The organism is Streptomyces sp. NPDC007971 (assembly GCF_042958635.1).
In the GTDB taxonomy this organism is placed as follows: domain Bacteria; phylum Actinomycetota; class Actinomycetes; order Streptomycetales; family Streptomycetaceae; genus Streptomyces.
Window position 1 is genome coordinate 66,189 of record NZ_JBIBJK010000021.1, and the last position, 17,847, is coordinate 84,035.

Annotated in this window: 16 protein-coding genes and 1 pseudogene; 6 read left to right on the forward strand and 11 right to left on the reverse strand. The window is 73.2% G+C overall.

Annotated features, from left to right (window positions below; all coding sequences use genetic code 11):
* Window positions 1-45: 45 nt before the first annotated feature.
* Window positions 46-525, reverse strand: coding sequence for an Lrp/AsnC family transcriptional regulator (locus tag ACFZCP_RS35005; protein ID WP_362694942.1), 480 nt, complete (start codon window positions 523-525; stop codon window positions 46-48).
* A 59-nt stretch (window positions 526-584) separates the two neighbouring features.
* Here ACFZCP_RS35005 and ACFZCP_RS35010 point away from each other — a divergent pair, with 59 nt between their 5' ends.
* Window positions 585-1,802: a PLP-dependent transferase gene (locus ACFZCP_RS35010; RefSeq protein ID WP_362694945.1), complete on the forward strand. Its 1,218-nt coding sequence runs from the start codon at window positions 585-587 to the stop codon at window positions 1,800-1,802.
* 60 nt (window positions 1,803-1,862) lie between these two features.
* Here ACFZCP_RS35010 and ACFZCP_RS35015 read toward each other — a convergent pair whose 3' ends face one another.
* The 3 genes from ACFZCP_RS35015 to ACFZCP_RS35025 all read right to left on the reverse strand — a co-directional run bounded on the left by ACFZCP_RS35015 (window position 1,863) and on the right by ACFZCP_RS35025 (window position 6,925).
* Window positions 1,863-3,308: a GNAT family N-acetyltransferase gene (locus ACFZCP_RS35015; protein WP_391435844.1), complete on the reverse strand. Its 1,446-nt coding sequence runs from the start codon at window positions 3,306-3,308 to the stop codon at window positions 1,863-1,865.
* A 458-nt stretch (window positions 3,309-3,766) separates the two neighbouring features.
* Entirely contained in the window at window positions 3,767-5,353 is a 1,587-nt protein-coding gene (locus tag ACFZCP_RS35020) for an alkaline phosphatase D family protein (RefSeq protein ID WP_391435847.1), read from the reverse strand.
* 138 nt (window positions 5,354-5,491) lie between these two features.
* Window positions 5,492-6,925, reverse strand: coding sequence for an aminotransferase class I/II-fold pyridoxal phosphate-dependent enzyme (locus tag ACFZCP_RS35025; RefSeq protein WP_391435850.1), 1,434 nt, complete (start codon window positions 6,923-6,925; stop codon window positions 5,492-5,494).
* A gap of 47 nt (window positions 6,926-6,972) precedes the next feature.
* On the opposite strand from ACFZCP_RS35025, the pseudogene ACFZCP_RS35030 reads away from it, so the two are divergent.
* A pseudogene (locus ACFZCP_RS35030) lies at window positions 6,973-7,851 on the forward strand (EamA family transporter); the annotation flags it as partial.
* Between the two features lie 39 nt (window positions 7,852-7,890).
* Here ACFZCP_RS35030 and ACFZCP_RS35035 read toward each other — a convergent pair.
* Window positions 7,891-8,721 carry an alpha/beta fold hydrolase gene (locus tag ACFZCP_RS35035; RefSeq protein WP_391435854.1) on the reverse strand — a complete coding sequence of 277 codons (831 nt, stop codon included), beginning with the start codon at window positions 8,719-8,721 and terminating at the stop codon, window positions 7,891-7,893.
* A 212-nt stretch (window positions 8,722-8,933) separates the two neighbouring features.
* Here ACFZCP_RS35035 and ACFZCP_RS35040 point away from each other — a divergent pair, with 212 nt between their 5' ends.
* Entirely contained in the window at window positions 8,934-9,089 is a 156-nt protein-coding gene (locus ACFZCP_RS35040; protein WP_391435858.1) for a hypothetical protein, read from the forward strand.
* Window positions 9,090-9,328: 239 nt separating this feature from the next.
* Window positions 9,329-10,090 (forward strand): GntR family transcriptional regulator, encoded by a 762-nt coding sequence (locus ACFZCP_RS35045; protein WP_362694963.1) that lies wholly within the window; start codon window positions 9,329-9,331, stop codon window positions 10,088-10,090.
* A 220-nt stretch (window positions 10,091-10,310) separates the two neighbouring features.
* Here ACFZCP_RS35045 and ACFZCP_RS35050 read toward each other — a convergent pair whose 3' ends face one another.
* The 3 genes from ACFZCP_RS35050 to ACFZCP_RS35060 form a co-directional block, all read right to left on the reverse strand.
* Complete coding sequence (locus ACFZCP_RS35050; protein ID WP_391435862.1) at window positions 10,311-11,468, reverse strand: ROK family protein; 1,158 nt, start codon at window positions 11,466-11,468, stop codon at window positions 10,311-10,313.
* A 100-nt stretch (window positions 11,469-11,568) separates the two neighbouring features.
* Window positions 11,569-12,231, reverse strand: coding sequence for a response regulator (locus ACFZCP_RS35055; RefSeq protein ID WP_391435866.1), 663 nt, complete (start codon window positions 12,229-12,231; stop codon window positions 11,569-11,571).
* A gap of 14 nt (window positions 12,232-12,245) precedes the next feature.
* Window positions 12,246-13,397: a histidine kinase gene (locus ACFZCP_RS35060; RefSeq protein WP_391435872.1), complete on the reverse strand. Its 1,152-nt coding sequence runs from the start codon at window positions 13,395-13,397 to the stop codon at window positions 12,246-12,248.
* Between the two features lie 107 nt (window positions 13,398-13,504).
* On the opposite strand from ACFZCP_RS35060, the gene ACFZCP_RS35065 reads away from it, so the two are divergent.
* Both ACFZCP_RS35065 and ACFZCP_RS35070 read left to right on the forward strand, forming a co-directional pair.
* Entirely contained in the window at window positions 13,505-14,425 is a 921-nt protein-coding gene (locus ACFZCP_RS35065; RefSeq protein ID WP_391435877.1) for an ATP-binding cassette domain-containing protein, read from the forward strand.
* 2 nt (window positions 14,426-14,427) lie between these two features.
* Complete coding sequence (locus ACFZCP_RS35070; RefSeq protein WP_391435880.1) at window positions 14,428-15,150, forward strand: ABC transporter permease subunit; 723 nt, start codon at window positions 14,428-14,430, stop codon at window positions 15,148-15,150.
* Between the two features lie 228 nt (window positions 15,151-15,378).
* Here the strand turns inward: ACFZCP_RS35070 and mug are convergent, their stop codons facing one another.
* From mug to ACFZCP_RS35085, 3 genes are all read right to left on the reverse strand, one after another.
* The gene (mug, locus tag ACFZCP_RS35075; RefSeq protein ID WP_391436314.1) at window positions 15,379-15,924 is read right to left on the reverse strand and encodes a G/U mismatch-specific DNA glycosylase; all 546 of its coding nucleotides are present in this window, start codon (window positions 15,922-15,924) and stop codon (window positions 15,379-15,381) included.
* Window positions 15,921-17,363 carry an adenylosuccinate lyase gene (gene purB, locus ACFZCP_RS35080; RefSeq protein ID WP_391435883.1) on the reverse strand — a complete coding sequence of 481 codons (1,443 nt, stop codon included), beginning with the start codon at window positions 17,361-17,363 and terminating at the stop codon, window positions 15,921-15,923. The genes mug and purB overlap by 4 nt, the downstream gene beginning before the upstream one ends.
* A 128-nt stretch (window positions 17,364-17,491) precedes the next feature.
* On the reverse strand, window positions 17,492-17,704 hold the full coding sequence (locus ACFZCP_RS35085; RefSeq protein WP_391435886.1) for a hypothetical protein: 213 nt from the start codon (window positions 17,702-17,704) through the stop codon (window positions 17,492-17,494).
* Window positions 17,705-17,847 lie beyond the last annotated feature (143 nt).

Sequence of the window (17,847 nt, forward strand, 5' to 3'; positions counted from 1 at the left end):
CGTACGGGGACCGTCCCTGCGTCACCCGTGTATCACTGATTCAGCTCAGGGCGTGGCCGGAGGCAGCAGGGGCCCGCAGTCCCACTGCTGGAAGATCAACCGGGTCTCCACGCGGGCCACTTCCCGCTGGGAGGTGAACTCGTCCAGCACCAGCCGTTGCAGATCGGCCATGTCCGCCACGGCCACGTGCACCAGGTAGTCGTCCGGCCCCGTCAGATGGAACACGCTCAGTGACTCCGGCAGCACCCGGATCCGCTCCACGAACGGCCCCACCAGCTCCCTGCGGTGCGGTCTGACCTGTACCGACAGCAAGGCTTCCAGACCGCGCCCGAGTTTGGCCGGATCGAGCCGCAGCCGGTGCCCGAGGATCACGCCGGAGCGGCGCAGCCGGGTCACCCGGTCCAGGCAGGTCGACGGCGCCACCCCCACCTGAGCGGCGAGATCCCGGTAGGTGGCCCGGGCGTCGTTCTGCAACAGCCGCAACAGATGGAGATCCACCGGATCCAGTACGACGGATTCAGCCATTGGCCGAACGTAGCACGGTGTCCGGTCCCTGTAACCCGTCCGGTGTTCAACCTTCCGCCATGGACGCAGCGAGCACGGGTGCCTACGACGCCGTACGCACCGCACCGAGAGCACTGGCCACCGAAGCCGTTCACGCCGGCCGTGACGACCTCGCCCGGCAGGGGCTGCACGCTCCGCCGATCGACCTGTCCACCACCTACCCGTCCTACGACAGCCGTGGCGAGGCCGCTCGTATCGACGCCTTCGCCACCGACGGCGCCGACCCGGTGGGCCCGCCCGTCTACGGCCGCCTCGGCAATCCGACCGTCGCCCGCTTCGAGACCGCACTCGCCCGGCTGGAGGGCACCGAGTCGGCCGTCGCCTTCGCGAGCGGCATGGCGGCGCTCACCGCGGTCCTGCTCGCCCGCTCCGCACAGGGTCTGCGCCATGTGGTCGCGGTACGGCCCCTGTACGGCTGCAGCGACCATCTGCTGACCGCCGGGCTCCTCGGCACCGAGGTGACCTGGACCGATCCGGCCGGCATCACCGACGCGCTGCGGCCCGACACCGGGCTGGTGATGGTCGAGTCCCCGGCCAACCCCACGCTCGCCGAGATCGACCTGCGCGCCGTCGCCCACGCCTGCGGCTCGGTCCCGCTGCTCGCGGACAACACCTTCGCCACGCCCGTCCTGCAGCGCCCCGCCGAACAGGGCGCACGTCTGGTGCTGCACAGCGCCACCAAGTACCTCGGCGGTCACGGCGACGTGCTGGCCGGGGTGGTGGCCTGTGACGAGGAGTTCGCCGGACGACTTCGGCAGATACGTTTCGCCACCGGGGGTGTGCTGCACCCGCTGGCCGGCTATCTGCTGCTCCGGGGCCTGTCCACGCTGCCGGTGCGGGTCCGGGCCGCCTCGGCCAACGCCGCCGTACTGGCCCGCCGGCTCGCCGCCGACCCGCGCGTCGCCCGCGTCAGCTACCCGCGCCTGGGCGGGGCGATGCTCGCCTTCGAGGTGCACGGCGACCCGCACGAGGTGATCTCCCGGGTCCGGCTGATCACCCCGGCCGTCAGCCTGGGCAGCGTGGACACCCTGATCCAGCACCCCGCGTCCATCAGCCACCGGATCGTGGACGCCGACGACCGGCGCGGCGCCGGGGTGAGCGACCGGCTGCTGCGGCTGTCGGTGGGCCTGGAGGACGTCGACGACCTGTGGATGGACCTGGACAACGCGCTGGGGGAGCGGGCCGGAAGGCCCGTACGGCGCCGTGAGGCCGCTCGCCTCTGGGAGAACGCGGGCTGACCGGCGCCGGTACGCCGACGGCCCGGCGGTGATCGCCGGGCCGTCGGCCGCTGTGGCACCTCAGTCGCGGGCCGCCTGGCCGAGCCGTGCCTGGTCGCCGCCGTGGGGCGGCCGGGCCGCGACCGGGGCGGCGTCCAGCCGGGCCGTGATGACCAGGGTGCCCTCCTCGATCTGGTAGTCCAGGGGCAGCCCGAGACCGCGCATCGCCGCCACCATCCCGGTGTTGGAGGCCTGGGTCACGGCGTACACGCTCGCGCAGTCCGCCTTCACCGCCATCGCCACCAGCCGGCCGAGCAGCTCGGCCCCGATGCCCCGCCGCTGCCACTCGTCCTCGATGAGGATCGCGACCTCGGTCTCGTCGCCGTCCCACAGCAGATGCCCGAGGCCGACGATGCGTCCGGACGCCGTCTGCGCGGCCAGGGTCCGCCCGAAGCGCGGGCTGAGCAGGTGCTTCAGATAGCGGTCGACGTCGCCGACGGGCCCGTGGTAGCGCAGGCCGAGAGTGCGCTTGGAGCACCGCTCGTGCATCGCCCTGGCCGCCGTCAGGTCACCGGTGTCCACCCGGCGCACCGTGATGTCGTTGCCCTCGGGCAGCGTCAGCACGTCCTGGCTGCGCGGGATCCGCGGACCGAGACGGCCGTCCAGCTCCACCAGGGCCCTGGCCCGCGCGAACTCGGTCGGCGTGAACGGCAGGTACGGCCGCTCCACGGTGAGCACGCCGCCCTCCGGCGCCCGCAGCCGGATGACGGTGTCCTCCAGGACCCCTTCGGCCGGTACGGGCTCCGGTCCGCGACCTCCGCCGAACGGTGTGGCGGGCAGCGAGCGGATCGTGCACCGGCCCAGCAGCTGCCGCAGCGCCAAAGGCAGTTCCGCCGCGTCGAGCGCTGTCCGCGCGGCGAGGCCGAGGACCCGGGTCGGGGCGTCCACCAGGTCGTGGGCGTCGGCCCGCTCGATCCAGGTGGACACGCCGCCGGCCAGCGACACGGCCCGGGTGATCTCGGTCGCCGTGAGCGTGTCGGGCGCCCGCAGCAGGAACTCGTCCACCGTGCCGTCGGCCAGCGGGTGGGTCTGCAGGCTCAGGATGTCGACCCGCCGACCGGCCAGCGCCGTGCACAGTCCGGCCAGCGAACCGGGCTCGTCCTTCACCGTCGTCCGCATCCGCCACAGCGCGCTCGCCCCGGCCGCGTTCCCAGCCGTCGCGTCCGCGTCCTGCGCGGGCCCGGCCGACCGCACCTCGGCGGCCGGCCGGGCACCGGTATCGTCCGCGGGCGGTGCGTGCCCGTGGCGGCGTGCCCACCATGTGTGGAACCCCGCCGTGGAGACCAGCACGATCGCCGAGATCACCAGCAGTGCCGGACCGTCGGGTCCGTGCCCGATCAGGTTCGCCACCGCGTCCGCCACCGCCACCGCCGTGAACAGGGCGGCGAGTTCGACGAGGTCCCGCCGCCAGTGGTGTACGGGCCGTCCGTGCCTGGCCCGGGAAACATGAGACATCTCTGGAGTCATGCACCCACTGTGAAGGAACGGTGTTGCGTGATCACGAACGGTTTGTGTCCGATGGGTAAAGCATGCCTTCGCCCCTTTTGTTGCATTTTCTACCGTTGAAGGGACGGGCCTCCCGGCCGGAATCCAGGCGATCGCGTCGCGTCCCCGCATCGGGCGGCCTCTTCCGGGGCCGGTGCGTCCCGCAGTCGCCAAGGCCGCTGCCTCAGGACTCACGGCCACGAGCCTCACCGGCGGGGCGGGAAGGGTGTGCCGGAGCGCCCCCCCATCGTCGCATGGGCACCGGGGGCCGGCGGACGCACCTCCCCGTGCGCCTCGGGTGCCGGGCCGGCCGGTATCGCCCGGGCCTCGGCGCCCGCGGCGAAACCGCGCAGTCGTCGGCAGGGCAGCGGGACCTTGTCCGTGGGTGTCACCGCCCGGGGCGTCTGCGGCCCGAGGAGGTCCCGTCGCCCCGCGATGCCCTACTGTCCGACCCGGCCCGGCTGAAGGGTCTGTGTGAACAGCAGCGTGCCGTCCTGCTCCCGCAGCCGTACCGTCAGTTCGCCGCTGCCGCCGTCGATGTCGACCTCGCCGAAGAACTGGTAGCCGCCGGCGGGCGAGACGTTCGACGCGGTCGGAGCCTTCACGAACACCCGCTCCGGGCCGAATGTGCCGTCCAGCGCACTGGCCGGGAAGGCACCCGCGTTCAGCGGCCCGGAGACGAACTCCCAGAACGGCTCGAAGTCGGTGAACGCGGCCCGCGACGGCTGGTAGTGCTGGGCCGAGGTGTGGTGCACGTCCGCCGTCAGCCACAGCGTGCCGGTGATCCGCCGGTGCTTGATGAAGCGCAGCAGCTCGGCGATCTGCAGCTCACGGCCCAGCGGCGCGCCCGGGTCGCCCTGTGCCACCGCCTCGAAGTTCGGCTTGTTCTCCATCGGGTCGGGCACCACCAGGCCGAGTGGCATGTCCGCGGCGATCACCTTCCACACCGCACGCGAGCGGGACAGCTCCCGCTTGAGCCAGTCCAGTTGCTCACGGCCGAGGATGCCCTGCGGGTCCGTCTTCTGGTCGTCGGTGGAGTTGGCGTTGCGGTAGGTCCGCATGTCCAGCACGAACACGTCGAGCAGCGGGCCCTGGCGCAGCACGCGGTAGATGCGGCCCTCCCGCGTGCCCGGACGCAGGGTGGAGAGGGGGAAGTACTCGCTGAACGCCCGCCGGGCCCGCGCGGCCAGCACGTCGATGCTCTTCTCGGTGTACCGGGTGTCCGTGGCGGCGATCACCTCGCCCGGGTACCAGTTGTTGCGGACCTCGTGGTCGTCCCACTGGACGACCGACGGCACCTGGGCGTTGAACCGCCTGAGGTTGTCGTCGAGCAGGTTGTAGCGGAAGTTGCCCCGGTACTCGGCGAGGGTCTCGGCGACCTTCGCCTTCTCCTCGGTGGTGATGTTGCGCCAGGTGCTGCCGTCCGGCAGGGCCTGGGTGGCGGTGATCGGGCCGTCGGCGTAGATGTTGTCGCCGCTGCACAGGAAGAAGTCCGGGTCCAGCTTCGCCATCGCGTCGTAGATCCGGTAGCCGCCGCGGTCGGGGTTGATGCCCCAGCCCTGACCGGCCAGGTCGCCCGACCACAGGAACCGCACGCCGTCGCGGCGGTGCCGGGTGACCGTGCGGAAGGTGCCGGTCACGGGCTCGCCGGTGCGGCGCGGGTCGTCCGGGTCGGCGAGGAGCACGCGGTAGTGGATCTGCTCGCCCGACGGCAGACCGTGCAGCCGGGTGGTGCCGGTGAAGTCCGTGCCCGCGCCCAGCAGCGGGCCGTGCCATCTGCGCGGGTTGCGGAACGACTCGGTGGCCGAGGTCTCCACGATCATCCGGGCCGGCCGGTCCGAACGCACCCACACCAGGCCCGAGTCGGCGGTCACGTCTCCCGTCTGCACGCCCCAGCCCGCCTCGGGGCGTCCCGAGAGGGCGAACGCCGGTGCCGCGGCGAGGCCGGCCGGCAGGGTCAGGGCCGCCGACGCGGCGAGGGAGCCGCGCAGCACGCTGCGGCGGCCGGGGAGCGGACGGTGGGACATGGCTGCGCCTCCAGGGAAGGGATCCGGCCAGTGTGCAGAGCCACACCTACTGGTGCGCTGCGGCGCGCACGCAAACCACAAGTGAACAACGGCCCGTGGGGACGTCGGCGGGATCCGGACACGCGGCCCGACCGCAGGTCAGACGGCGAGCGCCTCGGCCATCAGCCGTACGCCCGCCCGGATCCGGGCCGGCGGCAGATGCGCGTACCCGAGGACCAGCCGCACACCGTCCTCGCCGCCGCCGCACGCGTGCGTGCAGTCGCCGAGCGGGCGCACGGCGATCCCGGCGGCGGCCACCCGCTTCAGGAACTCCTCCTGGGGGCCGTACCGTTCGGGGAGTTCGGCGATCGCGTGCAGGCCCGCCGCGATCCCCGACACCCTCGCCCGCGGGAAGTGCTCGGCCAGGGCCGTCACCAGGACGTCGCGCCGCTCCCGGTAGGTGCGCTGGCAGCGGCGCAGCTGCCGGTCGTAGTCGCCGCGTTCCACGAAGCGTGCGAACAGTGCCTGGTCCAGGGAGGGATGACCGAGGTCCGTCGTCCGCTTCCGCGCCACGACCTCCTCCGTCAGGGCCGCGGGTACGAGCAGCCAGCCCAGCCGCAGCCCGGGCGCGAGGGACTTGCTGACCGAGCCCATGTAGGCGACGCGTTCCGGGTCGAGGCCCTGGAGGGCGCCGACGGGAGCGCGGTCGTAGCGGAAGTCCCCGTCGTAGTCGTCCTCCAGCACCAGACCGTCCACCGACCGTGCCCAGTCGAGCAGTTCGGCGCGGCGCCGCGCGCCGTACGCGATCCCGGTCGGGTACTGATGGGCGGGCGTCGTCACCACGGCCCGTACGCCGGAGTCGCGCAGCGGGCCGAGGGTCAGGCCGTCCTCGTCCAGCGGCAGCGGTACGGTGCCCAGACCGGCCGCCGCGTACAGGCCGTCGTGCTGGGGGCTGCCGGGGTTCTCGACCCCGATCGCGCGCATCCCGCGCGCGTGGAGCACGGATCCGACCAGGCTGCTGGCCTGCGCGACTCCGGAGACGACCACGATCCGCTCCGGGTCGGCGACCACTCCCCGGCGGCGGGCGAGCAAAGCTGCGAGCGCGGTGCGCAGCCGGGGCAGTCCGCGCGGATCGGGGTAGCCGAGTTCGTGGTGCGGCAGTTCGGCCAGCACGGCGCGCTGCGCGGCCGCCCAGGCGGCCCGTGGGAACAGCGACAGGTCTGGTGTTCCCGGGACGAAGTCGACGCGGGTGCCGAGGGTGCGCGGAGCGAGGTCGTGCGCGCGGGGGTGGGCGGCCCGCACGGCGTCGCTGACCCAGGTGCCCGCGCCCCGGCCGCTGCGCAGGTACCCCTCGGCCGTCAGCTGCTCGTACGCCTCCGTGACCAGGCCTCGCGACACGCCGAGGTCGGCGGCGAGATCCCGGCTGGAGGGCAGCCGCGTGCCCGGCACGAGCCGGCCCGAGCGGATCGCCTCGCGCAGTGCCTCCTGGAGGGCACGGCCACGCGCGCGTGCCGGGGCCGAAGCGGCGGGCAGCAGCAGCTCCCACGCCGCCGATCCCGCAAGGCCGCCCGCATTGGTCCCCGATGACGTCATGGAAGTGGACCTTAATCCGGACCGCCCCGCTTCCTAGCGTCACCGTCATGAAAGCCACCACCGTCCGTCCGCCGGCCACGACCACCCGAGGGAAGCCCGGCAGCACCCGCGGCGCCCTTCTCGCCGCCCTCGCCTGTGTGCTGGTCGGCGGCTCCTTCACCGCCAACAGCGTCCTGGGCCGCTACCCCGGTGCCGGCGGCCAGTTCCTGCGCTACGCCGTGGCCTGTCTGCTGCTCCTCCCGCTCGCGGCGCGTGACGGCCTGCACCGCCTGCGGGCGCTGGGCGCCCGTCAGTGGGTCCGCCTCGCCCTGCTGGCAGCGGTCGGGATGGTCGGCTTCAACCTGGCGGTCATCGCCGCGGAACGCAGCGCGGAACCCGCCGTCCCCGGTGTCCTCGTCGGCTGCGCACCGGTCGTGGTGGCCGTCCTCGCCCCGCTCGTCGACGGGCGCCGGCCGCGGCGCGCGGTGCTGTCCGGCGCGCTGCTCGTGGCCGGCGGAGCGTTCACCGTGCAGGGCTGGGGCCGCACCGACGGACCCGGGATCGCCTTCTCGGCGTGCGCACTGGGCGGCGAGGTGGGGTTCGCGCTGCTGGCCGTGCCGGTGCTGGGGCCGCTCGGGCCGCGGCTGCTGTCCGCGACGGTGTGTGCCGTGGCCGCCGTCGAGGCCGCGCTCGCCGCCGTGGTCCTGGACGGCGGCGCGTGGCTGCGCCTTCCCGGAGCCGAGGAGACCGCCGCGCTGCTGTGGCAGGCGGCGGTCGTCACCGTCGTCGGGTTCGTGTGCTGGTACAAGGGCCTGCAGCGGCTCGGTGCGGAGCGGGCCACGCTGTTCTCCGGGCTCATCCCGGTGGCGGCCGCCTGCACCGCCCCGCTCGTCGGCACCGGCTCCTACGGGCCCGCGCAGGTCGCGGGGAGCGCCCTGGTGGGCACCGGGGTCGCCCTCGGCTCCGGTGCGCTGCGGGCGCGCCGGTCAGCGGCTGGTGTCGAGGATGACGCGGGCGACGAGCGCCGGATCGTCGTTCATCGGGCAGTGCCCGCAGCCGGGCAGCCGCACCAGCCGGGCACGGGGGATGATCGTCTTGGCGCGGACGCCCTGGCGACGCACGAGGAGCCGGTCGCGGGTGCCCCAGGCCACGGTGACCGGCAGACCCGGCACGTCGTCGGTGAACTGGACGGTGCTGCCCGCCCGCAGGGTCGCCTGGAAGCCGGTGGCCGCCACCAGGGCGAGCGTCTCGGCGACCACGGCCTCGGGTGAACGGCGCGCCGGACGGGCGTAGATGGTGCTCGTCAGCGCGGTGCGGCCGGCCGCCGTGCGCGACAGCCGCTCCACCAGGGGCAGCGGGAGCCGCTGGGCGATGCCCCGCATCGTGAGCAGTACGGTGAAGGCGTAGCGCCGCTCGGCCTCCGTCCAGAAACCGGCCGGCGAAAAGGCCGTGACGGACCGTACGAGCTTCTCCCGGCCCAGTTCCAGGGCCAGCAGGCCGCCCAGCGAGTTGCCGGCCACGTGCGGGCGGTCCAGCTCCAGGGCCTCGAACAGGGCGGCCAGGACGGAGTTGGTCGTGGGCAGGTCGTAGTCGAGGCCGCCGGGCAGAGCGGGGGAGCTGCCGAAGCCCGGCAGGTCCACGGCGATCACGTCGCGCTCCGTCGCGAGGATGTCCACGACCGGGTCCCAGGCCTGCAGATGGTGGCCGATGCCGTGCAGCAGGACCAGCGGCTCGCCGCGTCCCACGCGCGTGTAGGAGACGGTCACGTCTTTCGGGCCGTGCGGGGTGGGGACCTTGAAGGAGACGGTGGCGGACATGGGGTGCTCCTCGGCTGGGCTGCTGACGGACGCCGTAGACAGTTTGTCAGCAGTTGCTACCGGCGGGTAGCCCCCAGTTGCCATTGCCATTGCCATTGCCATTGCCGTTGCCGTTCCTCCTGGAGGACGCCAGGCGTGTCGGCAGGGACGGGACGGGGACGGCGGCGCGCCGACATCCCGACCGACGTCTTCGAAATGCATCGTCCCTGCTCATGAGCCTCGCCCACCGCATGCCCGGCCGCGTCACCGATGCCGAGGACGCGGTCCGGGACGTCCGGCTGCGCCGGTCGCGCGCCGGCGGCAGCGCGGTCCGCGATGCGCGCGCCCACCTCGCGCGCATCGCGCCGCGGTGTTGGGCCGGCCGCTGAGCACCGGCGCACCGCGGGCCCTCGTCGTACGACGAGGGCTTTGCCGCGATGTCACACACGCGATCACGTACGAACGCCTCGTGAACGCTCCGCTGCGCGATCCCTGCGCAGGGCCGCAGGGAACGAGGATTGGTCTTGACCAAGGGTGACGGCCGCCCTATGGTCGCAGAGAAGTGCAACAACCTTTAATAAACAAGGGCGCTAAAAACCGCCGGACCACGGCTCTTGCGGAGGACAGGGTGGGGACCACGCAGCTGGAATCGGTGCCGGAACCGAAGTACTGGCATCTCAAGACCGTGCTCAGTGAGGCACTGGACTCGGAGTTCTCGGTCGGTGAGATCCTGCCCAACGAGCGCGACCTCGCCGCCCGCTTCGGGGTGGCCCGCGCCACGCTCCGCCAGGCCCTCGAACAGCTGGAGCTGGAGGGCCGCCTGCAGCGCCGCCGCGGCGTCGGCACGACCGTCGCGCCCCCGCGCGTGGGCGTGGCCGTCGGCACCCGCCGGCACGACTGGCCCGGAGCTGCCGACGACACCTGGCAGCCCGCCGACAGCGTCATGTCCGCGCCGCCCGCGGCCGTCGCCGCCGCCCTGGACAGCGGCGCCGGCGAGCCCGTGCACATCGTGCGCCGCTCCCGGACGTCCCACGGCCAGCTCGTCGCCACCGAGCTGCTCTACATCCCGGCCGCCTCCGTGCCCGACCTCACCGCCATCGACGCCCCGTCCGGCCCGGCACGCGCGCGTGCGGTGCTGCGCGAACTGCAGCGCCTGGACCTGGAGAACCAGGACCGCGCCGTCGAGCTGGGCTCGGCCCGCGCGGACGACGCGAAGGACCTCGACCGGCTGCCCGGGGCCCCCGTCCTCGTCGTCACCACCCGCTTCTTCGCCGAGGGCCGCACCGCGGCGCTCTCCGTGGCCACCTACCGGGCCGACACCTGCCGGCTCACCTTCGGTGACTCGCCCGACGTGGAGATACACCACGACCCCGAGCAGCAGGCCTCCTGAGCCTTCCTCCCGACCGCGCCCCGGAACTCCACCGGGGCGCGCGGCGTTTCGGAGACGAACGGGGGCATGGGTGGCATGGGCGGCCGGCCGTGCGGGGGCCGCACCGTCGGCGGCAGGCCCACCCGCGTTCGCGTCGGTCGGCAGGGCTGTTTCCGCGTCGGCGGGCAGAGTTGCTTGCGCGTCGTTCGGCTGAGCCGCCTGCGCGGCGGTGGCGGCCTGCTCAGGGCCGTGCCGTCACCGTCCCGTCCACCGCGAACAGCTGCTCCTCGACGTGGTCGAGAGCCAGCCGCAGCGCGCCGGTGGGCACGGCCGCCTCACCCAGCAGGGACAGCGTCACCCGGGGCGGGCGAAGGCAGTAACGCGCGAGTTCGCGGCGCAGCGGCTCCAGCACCCCGTCCAGGCCGGCCGCCCAGCCGCCGATCACGACCAGCTCGGGGTCCAGGGCCAGCACGAGTGCGGCCACGTCGTGCACGAGCCGCTGGATGAACCGCTCCACCGCCGCCCGTGCCCGCTGGTCGCCCTCCCGGGCGAGCGCGAACACCTCGGCGACCGCCGGTTCGTCCAGCGGGTGCAACGGCTCGTCGGTGGTGGACAGCAGCGTCTCCGGAGTGGCCTCCCGGCCCAGCAGATGCAGCGCGCCGATCTCCCCGGCCGCACCCCCGTACCCCCGGTGCAGCCGCCCCCCGATCAGCGAGCCGGCTCCGGGACTCAGCCCGGCGAGCACGAACACCACGTCGTCCGTCTCCGTGGCCGCGCCCTTCCAGTGCTCGGCGACGGCGGCCGCGTTGGCGTCGTTCTCCACCAGCACCGGGCACTTGAAGGAGCGGCTGAGCCGCTCACCGAGCCTGAGGCCCGTCCACTGCGGCAGGGCGGTGCCCAGCCGTACCGTTCCGTCGGCCTCCACGATGCCCGGTGTGCCCACGCCCACCGCCCGCAGCGAGCTGCGCGCCACCCCGGCCCGGCGCAGCAGCTCGGCGACGGCGCCGCGCAGCCGGTCCAGCCGCTCGTCCGCAGGAGCCGTCTCGTCCACCTCTTTGGCCTGCGCGCCCAGCACACGCCCGTCCAGGTCCGACAGGAGTGCCGCGACCCGGTGCGCGCCGATCTCCAGGCCCAGCAGATGCCCGGCCTCGGCCCGGAACCGGAACCGGCGGGCGGGCCGTCCCTGGCGGCGTGCGGTGCCCTCCTCGGCCGCCGTCCCGACCACGAGCCCGGCCTCGATGAGGCCTTCCACGACCCCCTCGACGGTCGGCCGGGACAGTCCGGTGACCCGGGTGATCTCGGTGAGCGTCGCGCAGTCCGTGGCACGCAGGGCGTGCAGCACCACCGCGGAATTGATCCTTCGCAGCAGCGAGGGATCGCCGCCGGTCAGCTGCGCCACCGTCCGTCCTTCCAGCTCGCGGGCGTGTTGGGGCGGATCGTACTCGGCACGGCGGACCCCGGCGAGTGCCGGGCCGCCTTGGACCCGTGGGCGCACCGGATCAGCCGGGAGCCACGAAACCCGATTCGTACGCCGTGATCACCGCCTGGGTGCGGTCCCGGGCACCGAGCTTCGCCAGAACGGCGCTCACATGCGACTTGACCGTCTCGGTCCCGACGACCAGCCCATCCGCGATCTCCGCGTTCGACAGCCCCCGGGTCATCAGCCGCAGCACCTCGGCCTCCCGCTCGGTCAGCCGGGCCCGGTCCAGCGCGGCGCGCGCCGCCCGGTTTCCGCCGCCGTCGCCGTACTGCGCGGCCAGTTGGCGCACCGACGCGGGGAAGAGCAGGGACTCGCCCGTGGCGACCAGCCGTACGGCGTGCACGATCTCGGCGGGCCGGGCCCGCTTCAGCAGGAACCCGTCCGCGCCCGCGCGCAGCGCCTCGTAGACGTACTCGTCGTTCTCGAACGTGGTCACCACGAGGATCTTCGGCGGATCGTCGACGGTGCGCAGCACCGCGCGCGTGGCCTCGATCCCGTCGAGCAGCGGCATCCGTACGTCCATGGCGATCACATCGGGCCGCAACTGCCGGACCAACGGGATCACCGCCGCCCCGTCGGCCGCCTCGCCGACCACCTCGATGTCGGGCTGCGCCTCCAGCACGGCTCGCAGACCGGCGCGGACCAGGGGTTCGTCGTCGACGAGAAGAACGGTGACCGGCATCCGCCAAGCCTAGATCACTGCAAGGGCAGTTCGGCGTGCACCTGCCAGTCCCCCTCGTGCGGTCCGGTGTGTGCGCGGCCGCCGAGCAGCGCCGCCCGCTCGCGTATGCCCCGCAGCCCGCTGCCCCGGCCGGGTCCGGACACCGGGACCGTGAGCGGATTGCGCACCTCCAGCGCGAGGGCGCCGCCGGCGACCGTGACACGGACCCGCACGGGCACGGCCCCCGCGTGGCGCAGCACATTGGTCAGCGCCTCCTGGAGGATGCGGTAGCCCTCGCGGGAGACCGGACCCGGCACCGTCTCCACGCGGCCGGTCACCTCGGCGTCGACCTCGGCGCCGGAGGCGCGCGCCGATTCCAGGAGCCGGTCGGCGTCGGCCAGGGTGGGCCGGCTGCTCACCGGCCGCTCCGACTCCCGCAGGACACCCAGCACCCGCTCCAGGTCCTCCAGCGCGGCCCGCCCCGTCTCCTCGATGGCGCCCAGGGCGCGCTCGGTGAACTCCGGGTCGCCGGCCGTCCGCGCCGCGCCCGCCTGCACCACCGCCACCGTCAGGGCGTGCCCGATGGAGTCGTGCAGTTCACGGGCGATGCGGGTGCGCTCCAGGAGCTGCTCGGTCCGCTCCTCCAGGGCGGCGAGCCGCTCGGCGGCGGACGTACCGAGCAGCCGCCGCGCGACGGCGGTGGCGAGCTCGCCGAGCCCGACGAGGGCGCCGTAGACCGCGACCAGGGGGAGCGGGATCAGCAAGGCGTAGGCCCAGTGCGGCTCCGCCCGGTTCAGTACCGGGATGTCGGCAACGTGTCCCCACGCCATCCTGCCGAGCTCGTACGCGAGCAACGGCAGCCACACCGAGACCATCGAGGTGACCAGGCCCAGGACCAGCCGCACCTCCATCCACAGCACCGTGCGCAGCCGGTCCGGCCAGGTCGCCGACGGTGTCACGGAGATCCCCGGCTCCTCCACGCCGGGTGTCAGCAGCAGCCGGGCCTGCACGCCCTCGCCCATCCGCACGACGGGGACGAGCCCGACCGGAACGAGCACGAGCGCGGGCACCCACGGCTTCGACGAGTCGATGAACATCCACACGCTGAAGATCAGCAACGGCAGCCACAGATGCAGCAGTCGCGTGTAGGTCGTCCCCCGCGTCAGCGGGCGCAGAAAGCGGGCCATCGGGCCATCGTCGCAGGTGGCGCCGACAACTCGCCTCCCCCTGGCGGGGGAGGCGATCTCCACCGGCGGGGGAGGAACCAACGCCCGCGAGGCGTCAGGGTGTTGCCATGACCAGCATCGACGTACGAGACCTCACCAAGGAGTACGGCAGCCGACGGGCCGTGGACCATCTCACCTTCAGCGTCCGCCCCGGCCGCGTCACGGGCTTCCTCGGACCCAACGGGGCCGGGAAGTCGACCACCATGCGGCTCGTCCTCGGCCTCGACCGGCCGACCTCCGGTACCGCCACCATCGGCGGCCGTTCCTATGCAGCACTCCGTGAACCGCTGCGCCAGGTGGGCGCGTTGCTCGACGCAGGGGCCGCCCACGGCTCCCGGACCGCGCGGCACCATCTGCTCGCCCTGGCGACGAGCAACCGCATCCCGGTCGGCAGGGTCGACGCCGTGCTGGAGGAGACCGGACTCGCCACCGTGGCCTCGCGCCGCGTCGGGACGTACTCCCTCGGCATGCGGCAGCGGCTCGGCATCGCCGCCGCCCTGCTCGGCGACCCCGAGGTGATCCTGCTGGACGAGCCCGCCAACGGACTCGACCCCGAAGGCATCGTCTGGATCCGCACGTTGCTGCGCAGGCTGGCCGGGGACGGCCGTACCGTCCTGGTCTCCAGTCATCTGATGCACGAGACCGCCGCCTTCGCCGACCATCTGGTGATCCTCGGGCGCGGCCGGCTCCTCGCCGACACTCCCGTCCAGGACTTCATCCACGCGCGTGTGCGGCCCCAGGTCAGGATCCGCACCACCGACGCCGCAGCGCTCGGCGACCTGCTCGCCCGCCACGGCCACGACGCCTCCCGGGACGAGGACGGGACCTGGACCGTGCGGCACGCGCGCGTGGACGACCTCGGACGCCTCATGTCCGAGGCGGGCGTGCCCGTGCTGGAACTGGCCGCCCAGGAGGCCACCTTGGAGCAGGCCTACCTCGATCTGACCGCGGCCGAGGCCGAGTTCACCGCCCAGTCCCAGGAGGTCTGACCATGCCCTTCGTCCCCGTTCTGCATGCCGAATGGATCAAGGTCCGGACGCTGCGCTCCCTCCTGGCCGGCCTGGCCGCGATCCTCGTGGCCACCACCGCGTTCTCCGCGCTCTTCGCCTCCTCCGCGGACTCCGGCGTCGACGACACGGATCCGCTGTACTCCGCCTTCTTCGGCGTCGGTTTCGGGCAGATCGCCGCGATCGCCGTCGGTACGACGGCCCTGTCCTCGGAGTTCCGGGGCGGCGCGCTGCGCCTGACCCTGTCGGCCGTGCCCGGCCGGCGTCGCTGGTTCGCGGCGAAGGCCACGGCGATCGCCCTGCCGGTGCTGGCCGTGGGCCTGCTCACGGGCCTGGTGACGCTGCTGGTGGGCAGGGCCGTCCTCGGCTCCGCCGGGCCGGCCTGGGGCGAGGGGCTGCGCGGTGCCGTCGGCTGCGGCCTCCACCTCACGCTGATGGCGCTGTTCGCGACCGGACTGACGGCCGTGCTGCGCAGCGGCGTCGCGACCCTCTCCCTGCTGATCCCGTTCGTGCTGATCGTGTCCTTCGTGATCGGCGACATGTCCTCGGGCGTCGCCGACTTCCTGCCGGACCGGGCCGGCCAGGTCGCCCTGCACAGCACCTGGGACGGCTCCCTCGGCCCCTGGAGCGGACTCGCGGTGACCGCGCTGTGGGCCGCGGCGGCCCTGCTCGCGGGAGCCTGGAGCATCCAGCACAGGGACGCCTGACGCCCCGGCCGTCGTCGGCGAAGCCCGCATCACCGGCTCCCACGGGTGCCCGGTTGACCGGATCGCAGGGGAGCCTGTTTCACCGGATCACACGGGAGCCCGCTTCACCGGATCGCAGGGGAGCCCGGTTGACGGGATCGCAGGGGAGAGGACGGAGCACGGCACACGGCGGTCGGCGGCCGGCGGCCGGAGTACGGCGCGAGCGGGTCGGGTCCGTCCTGGCGCCCCTCAGGCCTGCGAAGCCTCCCGCAGTCGCGCGAACTCCTCGGCCATCGTCGCCGCCGTCCAGTGCGCGTTCAGCCCGCTGGGATTGGGCAGCACCCACACGCGCGTGTCCCCGATGGTCCGCTCCTGCGGCCCCACCTGAGCCCTGCGGTCCGCGAAGGCGGCCCGGTACGCGGTCACCCCGACCACGGCCAGCCACCTCGGCCGCCACCGCGTCACCCTGGCCGTCAGCAGCCGGCCGCCCTCGGTGTACTCCTCGGCGGTCAGCTCGTCGGCCCGCGCGGTCGCCCGCGCCACCACGTTGGTGATGCCGAGCCCGTAGGCCGGCAGTTCCTGCTGCTCCGCGGGCTTCATGAGCCGCGGCGTGAAGCCGGACAGGTGCAGCACGGGCCAGAAGCGGTTGCCGGGGCGGGCGAAGTGATGGCCGGTGGCGGCCGTCATCAGGCCAGGGTTGATGCCGCAGAACAGCACCTGGAGACCGTCCGCGACCACGTCGGGGACGAGCCGGTCGCGGGCGGCCTCCAGTTCGGCCCGGGTGAAGCGGGTCAGAGGATCGCTCCGGGGGTGTAGCCGGCCGCCTCCGGGCGCTGCTTGACGATCTCCTCGATCCGGCCGACGACCACGCCGACCTGGTCGGCGGCCGCGCCGGTGAAGGACAGCTTGTCGGCCATCAGCGCCGCCAGCTGCTCACGGTCGAGCGGCAGGCGCCCGTCGGCGGCGAGCTTGTCGAGCAGGTCGTTGCGCTCGGCGCCCTGCTCGCGCATCGCGAGCGCGGTGGCGACGGCGTTCTCCTTGATCGCCTCGTGGGCGACCTCGCGGCCGACCCCGGCCCGCACCGCGCCCATGAGCACCTTGGTGGTGGCGAGGAACGGCAGGTAGCGGTCCAGCTCGCGGGCGACGACCGCGGGGAACGCCCCGAACTCGTCGAGGACGGTCAGGAAGGTCTCCAGCAGGCCGTCGAGCGCGAAGAACGCGTCGGGCAGCGCGACCCGGCGCACCACCGAGCAGGACACGTCGCCCTCGTTCCACTGGTCGCCCGCCAGCTCACCGGTCATCGAGGCGTAGCCGCGCAGGATCACCATCAGGCCGTTGACGCGCTCGCAGGAGCGGGTGTTCATCTTGTGCGGCATCGCCGAGGAGCCGACCTGGCCCGGCTTGAAGCCCTCGGTGACCAGCTCGTGCCCGGCCATCAGCCGGACCGTCTTGGCCAGCGAGGACGGCGCCGCCGCCAGCTGCACCAGCGCGGTCACGACCTCGTAGTCCAGGGAGCGCGGGTAGACCTGGCCGACCGAGGTGAAGGCCTGCGAGAAGCCCAGGTGATGGGCGATCCGCTGCTCCAGCTCGGCGAGCTTCGCGGCGTCCCCGCCGAGCAGGTCCAGCATGTCCTGCGCGGTGCCGACCGGGCCCTTGATGCCGCGCAGCGGGTAGCGGCCGAGCAGCTCCTCGGTGCGCCCGTACGCCACCAGCAGCTCGTCGGCGGCGGTCGCGAAGCGCTTGCCGAGGGTCGTGGCCTGGGCGGCCACGTTGTGCGAGCGGCCGGCCATGACCAGCTCGGCGTACTCGCCCGCCAGCTTGCCCAGACGCGAAAGGACGGCCACCGTACGGTCGCGCATCAGCTCCAGCGACAGCCGGATCTGCAGCTGCTCGACGTTCTCGGTGAGGTCGCGGGAGGTCATGCCCTTGTGCACGTGCTCGTGCCCGGCGAGGTCGTTGAACTCCTCGATCCGCGCCTTGACGTCGTGCCGGGTGACCTTCTCGCGCTCGGCGATCGAGGCCAGGTCGACGGTGTCGAGAACGCGCTCGTAGTCGGCGATCGCCTCGTCGGGCACCTCGATGCCGAGGTCCTTCTGGGCGCGCAGTACGGCGAGCCAGAGCTGCCGCTCCAGCTTCACCTTCTGCTCGGGCGACCAGAGCGTGGCGAGCTCGGCGGAGGCGTAACGTCCGGCGAGGACGTTCGGGATGCGGGGCTTGGCGGGCGCTGAAGTCACGTGTACGGAGTTTACCCGGCGTCCAGAGCGCTTCTGGTACGTCCATACAGTCCAGAGCGCCCAGGTCATGGGCGCTTCGCACAGGACTTCTCTGTGGGGCTGTGAGACGAGTGTGAGACGGCCGCGGGTCAGGACTCGGCGGCCGTCTCGGTCTCGCCGGCCAGCACGATGCGCCGTACCTGCTGGCGCGTGTACCCCGTGGCCTCACAGATGTCCTTCTGCGGTACGTCGTCCGCGTCCGCCTGCCTGATCGCCGCAGCAAGCTCCTGCCGCAGGATCTCGGTCCGCTTCTCGGCATCCCTGAACCGCTGCGCCATCTGAGCAAGTGATCGCTTATCCATGGCACACAGTGTTCCATCCGTCATCATGGAACATGAGGTTACTCAACATTGCTCCAATGTCCATGGCTGAGGCCATTGACGATGGAACATGATGTTCCCTAGAGTGGGGTTGTCGGCAGGGAGACCAGCCGACAACGCAAGCG

Coding starts and splice junctions, on each gene's coding strand:
- ACFZCP_RS35005 (WP_362694942.1), bottom strand. CDS start 525: ATGGCTGAATCCGTCGTACTGGATCCGGTGGATCTCCATCTGTTGCGG.
- ACFZCP_RS35020 (WP_391435847.1), bottom strand. CDS start 5,353: ATGTCCCACCGTCCGCTCCCCGGCCGCCGCAGCGTGCTGCGCGGCTCC.
- ACFZCP_RS35010 (WP_362694945.1), top strand. CDS start 585: ATGGACGCAGCGAGCACGGGTGCCTACGACGCCGTACGCACCGCACCG.
- ACFZCP_RS35025 (WP_391435850.1), bottom strand. CDS start 6,925: ATGACGTCATCGGGGACCAATGCGGGCGGCCTTGCGGGATCGGCGGCG.
- ACFZCP_RS35085 (WP_391435886.1), bottom strand. CDS start 17,704: ATGGATAAGCGATCACTTGCTCAGATGGCGCAGCGGTTCAGGGATGCC.
- ACFZCP_RS35035 (WP_391435854.1), bottom strand. CDS start 8,721: ATGTCCGCCACCGTCTCCTTCAAGGTCCCCACCCCGCACGGCCCGAAA.
- ACFZCP_RS35015 (WP_391435844.1), bottom strand. CDS start 3,308: ATGACTCCAGAGATGTCTCATGTTTCCCGGGCCAGGCACGGACGGCCC.
- ACFZCP_RS35055 (WP_391435866.1), bottom strand. CDS start 12,231: ATGCCGGTCACCGTTCTTCTCGTCGACGACGAACCCCTGGTCCGCGCC.
- ACFZCP_RS35040 (WP_391435858.1), top strand. CDS start 8,934: ATGAGCCTCGCCCACCGCATGCCCGGCCGCGTCACCGATGCCGAGGAC.
- ACFZCP_RS35070 (WP_391435880.1), top strand. CDS start 14,428: ATGCCCTTCGTCCCCGTTCTGCATGCCGAATGGATCAAGGTCCGGACG.
- ACFZCP_RS35065 (WP_391435877.1), top strand. CDS start 13,505: ATGACCAGCATCGACGTACGAGACCTCACCAAGGAGTACGGCAGCCGA.
- ACFZCP_RS35060 (WP_391435872.1), bottom strand. CDS start 13,397: ATGGCCCGCTTTCTGCGCCCGCTGACGCGGGGGACGACCTACACGCGA.